The following is a 6,655-nucleotide window of genomic DNA, read 5'->3' on the forward strand; positions in this document are numbered from 1 at the left end:
TTATTTACATTTCGAATGAATTAAGCTTTGCCATATTGAGCTACAACAGCTTCGACTGCTGCTTTCTCACGCTTGATCAAGTCAACACGCGCTGCGATATCCTTGATCCCCATACGAATGTTACGGCTAAGAGCAAGGTCAGAAAGTTGCGGTTCAAAGAATTCCTTGTACTCTGCCAAGCGTTGCTCTGTCTTAAATACATGGGCAGGTAGGATAACAAAGCTATCAAAGCTCATATCCCCACCAAGAGCTGCCTTGATCCAAGCCCAGTTTTCGCGCGCCCATACCCAAACAGTTTCTTGAGTTGTTTGATGATCTAGGAACTGGTAATACCAAGCAGACAAGTCTTGTGGTTTCACAACAAACTTATCCTTCCATGAACTAATCAAGGTTTGGATATTGTCAGCATCTGTACTGTAGGCTAGAGCAGCTGCCAACTGGCGTTTGAAAACAGCATCTGTGGCATGAGTGTAGAGGTCCAGATAAGTTGCGACCAAGTTCTTTGTCTCATGGTGTTTCATCTCATTTATGAGAACTTGTGCACGGATGGCTGCTGGAAGTCCTGCAAGATTTTCCTTATGAGCTGCAAAGATTTGGCTAGCGGCTTGACTAGCTTCTGCATCATTAGAGCGAATCATCATAGAAACGGCCAACTGACGAACCAATTCATCCTCATCTGATTCTCCATCTTTGGCTTCAAAACCAAGACGGTCATAGTTGTGACGAGCCAATTTAGCAACCAGTGCTTTGAAGGCTGTTTCAGCATCCGTTCCTTCATCAATAAAGCGCTCAAGGGCTGAAATCACTTGAGAAATAGCTGAAACCACCAGGTAAGACTCTTCCTTAGCAAGTTTATCAAGGACTGGGAGCAAGTCTGCATAAGAAATGTGCCCTGCTTCAGCAAGCAGACGACGTTCTTGGACGATTTGTAGTTTGCTTGTGTTATCAAGTGTCTCTAGCTCAGCAAGAACAGCTTCTAACAAGTCTCCTTGATAGTCTGTAATATAGTGAGCTGTATTTTCAGTATTGAGACGAAGTGCTCCTTCGTTTTCAGCAAGAAGAGCAGCATAGCCAAGGATTTCGATACTTTCAGTTTCAAGTGTATCTGGTAGACCTTTCCAGTTGCTGTTGAGTGGCACAACCCAGAGACGGTTCTTGTCTTCGTGCTCACCGATAAAGAATTGTTTTTGTGAAATCTTCAAAACATCATTTTCAACTTTGACAGTGAGAACTGGATAACCAGGCTGTTCCAACCAAAAATCCATGAAGGCTGCAACATCACGTCCTGATGCTTGTCCGAGAGCATTCCAAAGGTCACGACCAATTGTATTGCTGTATTGGTGTTTTTCAAAGTAAGCATGCAAGCCTTTAGCGAAATCAGCATCACCTAGCCAACGGCGAAGCATGTGCATGAGACGGCTTCCTTTGGCATAGACGATAGCTCCGTCAAAGAGGGTATTGATTTCATCTGGATGTTTGACTTCGACATGGACAGACTGAACACCATCCGTCGCATCGCGTTTAAGCGCAGCTGGAACACCACCTGTTTGGAAGTCTTCAAAGATATTCCAACTTGGCTCGATGGCATCCACACAGACGTATTCCATCATGTTAGCGAAGCTTTCATTAAGCCAAAGATCATCCCACCATTTCATAGTCACGAGGTTTCCAAACCATTGGTGAGCCAACTCATGCGCCACAACAAGAGCTACTTGTTGACGGCTAGCAAAGGTTGAGTTCTCATCTACAACCAAGTAAACTTCACGGTAGGTCACAAGACCCCAGTTTTCCATAGCACCAGCTGAGAAGTCAGGAAGGGCGATGTGAAGTGATTGAGGGATTGGATACTTAACTCCGTAGTAATCTTCGTAAAACTCGATAGAGCGAACGGCGATGTCCAGTGAGAAATCAAGGTTAGATAGTGGGTGGGCTTTCGTTGAGTAGACACCGACGAGGGTACCATTTTTAGTTTTGGCGGTCACACCTTGCAAATCACCAGCAACAAAGGCCAACAAGTAAGAAGACATACGAGGTGTTGTCTCAAACTTCCAGATGCCTGTTTCCTTACGGTTTTCCAAATCAATCTCAGGCATGTTTGACAAGGCCACTTCACCTTCCGCTTGGTCAAAACGTAGAGAAAGGTCAAAAGTTGCTTTGGCTTCAGGCTCATCCACACATGGGAAGGCTTCGCGCGCGAAATGACTCTCAAACTGGGTAGACAAGACCTCCTTCTTGACACCATCAACTGTGTAATAAGAAGGGTAAATCCCTGTCATGTTGTCTGTGATTTTACCAGAAAAGTCAAGAACCACTTCAACTTTGCCAGCCTCAGCTAATTCGATATGAAGGGCTTCATTGTCATGATCAACTGTAAATGGACGAGCTTGACCCGCAACTTCTACAGAAGCGATTTCCAAGTCTTTTTGGTGAAGGGAAATACGGTCACTCTGTGCTTGACCAGTAATGGTCACCTTCCCAGAAAACGTCTTGGTCTCACGACTCAAGTCTAAAAATAAATCATAGTGTTCAGGAACAAATTGCGTAATAAAATGTTCAACTGCTTGCATAGTTTTCTCCTATTCTAAGTTTAAGAGCTGCTACTCTTCTACAAACAAACTTATTATATCATGTTTTGCCTAAGAAAAAAGGATTGGACGGCGATTTCCAAAACTTTCTTCCTTCTATCTGTCTACAGAGGATAGACCTTGCGAAATTCTTCTAAAACGACCTTGCTGTCAGGTGTAAAAGTCAGTCCAGCCTCCCTCATCCACTCGGTGAAACAGTCTTCATGAACCTGGCACCAATAGGCTAAAGATTTGTCTCCCTCACCTTCCTTGTAGGCATGGTCTGCAGAAACTTGATGAAAAGGCTGAACGGAGACCTTAGTAATTTCGACAATACAGACAGCCTGATTTTGACTGTCTAAAATGACATCGAAGGACCCTTCTTGTGGAAGAGGTTCGTCTTCTTGTGCGTAGAGGTCGTAGGCTGAGGCGGTTGCTGTCTTTTCGCCTTTTAAAACCAAATCTGCCAAGGTATCGGCTTCCACTCCAAAAGCCCATGCGTCTATCTCATCTCCGATAGAGGGGTTAATTTGCTTGTAAATATTCCACATTTCTTGCGGTGTCATAGGTCACTCCTTTGTAATTTTGTACTTTCTTCTTTTACACGTTTGAGGTGGTCTGGATGGTCAATCTCTAAATCAAAAATCTCTGGAATAGAACTGTAGTGTATAATGCATTTGATACCCATCTGATTCATTTTTTGTATGAAGGAAAAGTTCAGATAACCTGCTACAACCAAGTCAATCTTTTTCATCCTTGCTTTATCCAGCATCTGTCTTAGCATATCTAACATAATTGGACTTTCCATATCATGCCATTGACTATTTCTCACGGTCGCAAAAACAAAAGAAGTCAAATCATTCATTCCAACTACAATCTTTGAAATACCCGTTTCCAGTATCCTGTCCAAGTCAAAATATGCTGACGGTAATTCAATCATTGTGCCGACTTTTCCAGTAAAACCATGCTCACGCAATACTCTAATAGCTTGTTTTAACTGCTCAGCATCATTGATAAAAGGAAAAATAACAGACAGATTGGGATTTGTTTGATAAACTTCTGTAACGACATGTGCTTCAGCCTGAAATTCTTCAGGACACGCCAGCAAGCGCCTAGTTCCTCTATAACCAAACAAGGGATGATTTTCATCAAAATGCTCTTTAGTCCCCTCTAAACAATTAGCTTCCGTATTTGTTAACTCTGAAAAACGATACCAAACCTCTTCATCTGAGTACAAGGAGCAAATGGTATCTAGATAATCTTTTACAAATTGCTGGCAACTTGCTAATAGGATGTTTTGATTAAGCTCTCTCAGTAAGTATTCTCCACGAATCATACCGACGTGGTGCAATAACTGAGGATAAACTTTTTCGTCAAGTTTTTCGCCACTAAGGGCAAGTTGATTTCTCATCATTCACCTTCCAATTCATATACAAGGTCTTGTCCAGCTCTGGAAATCCTAATAATTCAGACTTGACCTTCAAGACTAATGGTGATGCATTTTCTTCTGTGATTTTCTGAATATCCATCCAAATATATCCGAGTGAATCATTCGCACCATCAGGCACAGCTTCCGAAATCGTAACTTGAGGCTCCTTCTCGTTGACCTCAATATCATAAAATGCCATGATATGGTGAACCATAAAATTTTTCAACTCTTCCCTGACGAAAACATCGTAGATTCGAGGATTTGAGTAGTTTCTAACGGTAAATCCCGTCTCTTCCATAACTTCTCTAATCAGCGTTTCCGTCAGTCCTTCACCAAGTTGCTGACTACCACCGGGTAGATCATAACGATGTTGATAAGGGCCTCTCGTTTTTTCAATGCAGAGTAACTTCCCATTTTCAAAGCAAACAGCATAGACTCCAAAGTGTTTTTTGATTTCCATCCAACTCCTCCTACTTCAAAGACCAGCCACCATCAATGGTCAGGATTTGTCCTTGCATGGCGCTCGCTTTTCCACTTGCTAAGAAAAGGCTAATTTCTGCTACTTCCTCTGGCTCAATCCAGCGCTTGATTGGCGTTTCACTAGCCACCCAGTCCGCCAGCCCACCTGGTTCAAAGTCCGCAGCGGTCATAGCTGTCTTAACAGCTCCTGGAGCGATACCAAAGACCTGAATACCTGCCTCTGCATAGTCCAGAGCCAACTGCTTGGTAAACCCAGCCAAAGCATGCTTAGACGAGGTATAGGCGTGACCACCACCACCTGCTAGGCTCGAAGCAATCGAGCACATATTGATAATGATTCCTTTTTTATTTTCCAGCATTTGCGTCAAATAATAGCGAGTCAACTCAACAGGAGTCATATAGTTGATTTCAAAAAACTCTTGAATTTCCTGCGCTGATTGTTCCAATAGCGGTTTGTAATCATCCAAGACTCCTGCAGTATTGCACAAAATATCCACCTGAGGGCACCAGTCAAAAACAGGTTTCAAGTCTAAGGTCAAATCTCTCTGTAAAAAGTGAAAATCACCCTCCAAGAGTGGATTTTCATCTTGGTCAACTCCATAAACTTGATAACCCTTCTCTAAAAAGAGTCGAGCTTGAGCCAGACCAATCCCTGAGCTCACTCCTGTAATCAATACACGTCTAGTCATGAACTTCTACCCAATCTGTCGCCAAAACATCACAAGGTGTCGGACTCCACATGGAAAAACCTTCCCCTTCTCCTGACACGTTGATGAGGAAATAAGGCGTCACTTCAAGTGCAACCCCGTTTTGCTCGATAGTGTCAAAAAGCTGAACATAGTTTTCAGCTCCTCCCCAACCAGTTCGTACATATTTTTTCTTAGCTTTTAATCCAGGCAGGATTTCTTCAAAAGTCATGATATTCTCCTTCAATTCTACATTCTTCATTTAATTATAACAAAAAACCGTTTTCCAACGGCTTTTTGACTGTATGTCTACTAAATTCTTCCTACCACTGCAATCCGGCTTCTCTTATTTCTTTCTTGGAAGCGAATTTACCATTTGGTCTGTGCCATCTTCCGTTTCTATCTCTAAAGTAGCCACCTGAATTTGTTGATTGTGAGTTTGATTCCTGACTTTCTTCCTGTTCTTGTGCGGCTTGGCGAGCTTTTTCCTGTTCTTCTTCTTTTGCTTTCTTTTCAGCTGCTTCTTTTTCTTCAGCCTCTTTCTTGGCTTTTTCCTCAGCTTCTTTCTTAGCTTTTTCTTCTTCGTTTTCGACTGTATTTTTAGCCGTACCATCCAAATAATTGATTTCCGCATTAGCTGAAACATTGTCTAGAATAACATGTGTCACTGAATACTGATCAACCTTTTCTTTACTACCGCCCAACTTGATCTCCAAGAGTTTGCCATTTTCATCAATTCCCACATACTGCAATTCAATTTGTCTCGGAATCAATTCATCTTTCTGATAGATTGGGGTCACCTTGTAGTCAAGATAGTAGTTCGGATGATTGGCCAACCAAGAGTCCAATCGATTTTCATAATAAAGCATGCTACTTTGGTTTTGGTCATCTGTTCCAGAATAATTTCCAGCATTGAGCCAGTTAGTCATTGGAACCAGATTCCTCTTTTCATCGTTTAATCCGCTAAACTGATAACCAATCAGATGACCTCTACTCATCAACCAAGCTTCTTTTTTACCGTCACCATAAAAGAATTTATAATTGTGCCATCCAACTGGATCATAAGTCAACTTGGACTCTCTCTTCTCAGTTGGCTCATCACTGTCCTTAAGTTGAATATGAGCACCCGTTGCGCGTGATTTAGAATCCAATTCCCCAAGTTCTAGCTGCTTTTCATTTTTAAAAGGCAAGAGTCCAGCTTTTTTAAACAACTTCTCATCAAACTTGATTTGCTTCTGTTCAATTTTTTCTTCTGGGACCTTTGATTCCGCCTTATGTCCAAAACAAGCAACTAGTGTTGTGATGGAAAGTAAGGCAATTGAGAAGGATAGTAACTTTTTCATAAAATTCTCCTTTTTATATAGTAATCAGATTAACATTTCCTATTACATTTTACTATCATTTTGTTAATTGTTCAAGAATAAAGATACTGTTATTATACTAGGCTCTATAATATCTGTAGTGGGTAAAAACCACTATGGAAATTATGGAGCTTT

At 41.7% G+C, this 6,655-nt stretch carries 7 protein-coding genes; all 7 read right to left on the bottom strand.

The window, feature by feature from the left end; genetic code table 11:
* Positions 1-20 precede the first annotated feature (20 nt).
* Positions 21-2,567 carry a M1 family metallopeptidase gene (locus Q4A91_RS06170; RefSeq protein ID WP_303210753.1) on the bottom strand — a complete coding sequence of 849 codons (2,547 nt, stop codon included), beginning with the start codon at positions 2,565-2,567 and terminating at the stop codon, positions 21-23.
* A 122-nt stretch (positions 2,568-2,689) separates the two neighbouring features.
* The gene (locus Q4A91_RS06175) at positions 2,690-3,130 is read right to left on the bottom strand and encodes an ASCH domain-containing protein (RefSeq protein ID WP_303210755.1); all 441 of its coding nucleotides are present in this window, start codon (positions 3,128-3,130) and stop codon (positions 2,690-2,692) included.
* Positions 3,127-3,975, bottom strand: a complete 849-nt coding sequence (locus tag Q4A91_RS06180) for a putative PEP-binding protein (protein ID WP_303210765.1) — start codon at positions 3,973-3,975, stop codon at positions 3,127-3,129. The genes Q4A91_RS06175 and Q4A91_RS06180 overlap by 4 nt, the downstream gene beginning before the upstream one ends.
* The gene (locus Q4A91_RS06185) at positions 3,953-4,453 is read right to left on the bottom strand and encodes an NUDIX hydrolase (protein WP_303210757.1); all 501 of its coding nucleotides are present in this window, start codon (positions 4,451-4,453) and stop codon (positions 3,953-3,955) included. Before Q4A91_RS06185 ends, Q4A91_RS06180 begins: the two co-directional genes overlap by 23 nt.
* A gap of 10 nt (positions 4,454-4,463) precedes the next feature.
* Positions 4,464-5,162, bottom strand: coding sequence for a 3-oxoacyl-ACP reductase (locus Q4A91_RS06190; RefSeq protein ID WP_303210759.1), 699 nt, complete (start codon positions 5,160-5,162; stop codon positions 4,464-4,466).
* Positions 5,155-5,391, bottom strand: a complete 237-nt coding sequence (locus Q4A91_RS06195) for a DUF2829 domain-containing protein (RefSeq protein ID WP_000141913.1) — start codon at positions 5,389-5,391, stop codon at positions 5,155-5,157. Before Q4A91_RS06195 ends, Q4A91_RS06190 begins: the two co-directional genes overlap by 8 nt.
* A 91-nt stretch (positions 5,392-5,482) precedes the next feature.
* Positions 5,483-6,502 carry a DNA/RNA non-specific endonuclease gene (locus Q4A91_RS06200; protein ID WP_303210763.1) on the bottom strand — a complete coding sequence of 340 codons (1,020 nt, stop codon included), beginning with the start codon at positions 6,500-6,502 and terminating at the stop codon, positions 5,483-5,485.
* Positions 6,503-6,655: the final 153 nt, after the last annotated feature.

This window comes from Streptococcus sp. (assembly GCF_030528045.1).
In the GTDB taxonomy this organism is placed as follows: domain Bacteria; phylum Bacillota; class Bacilli; order Lactobacillales; family Streptococcaceae; genus Streptococcus.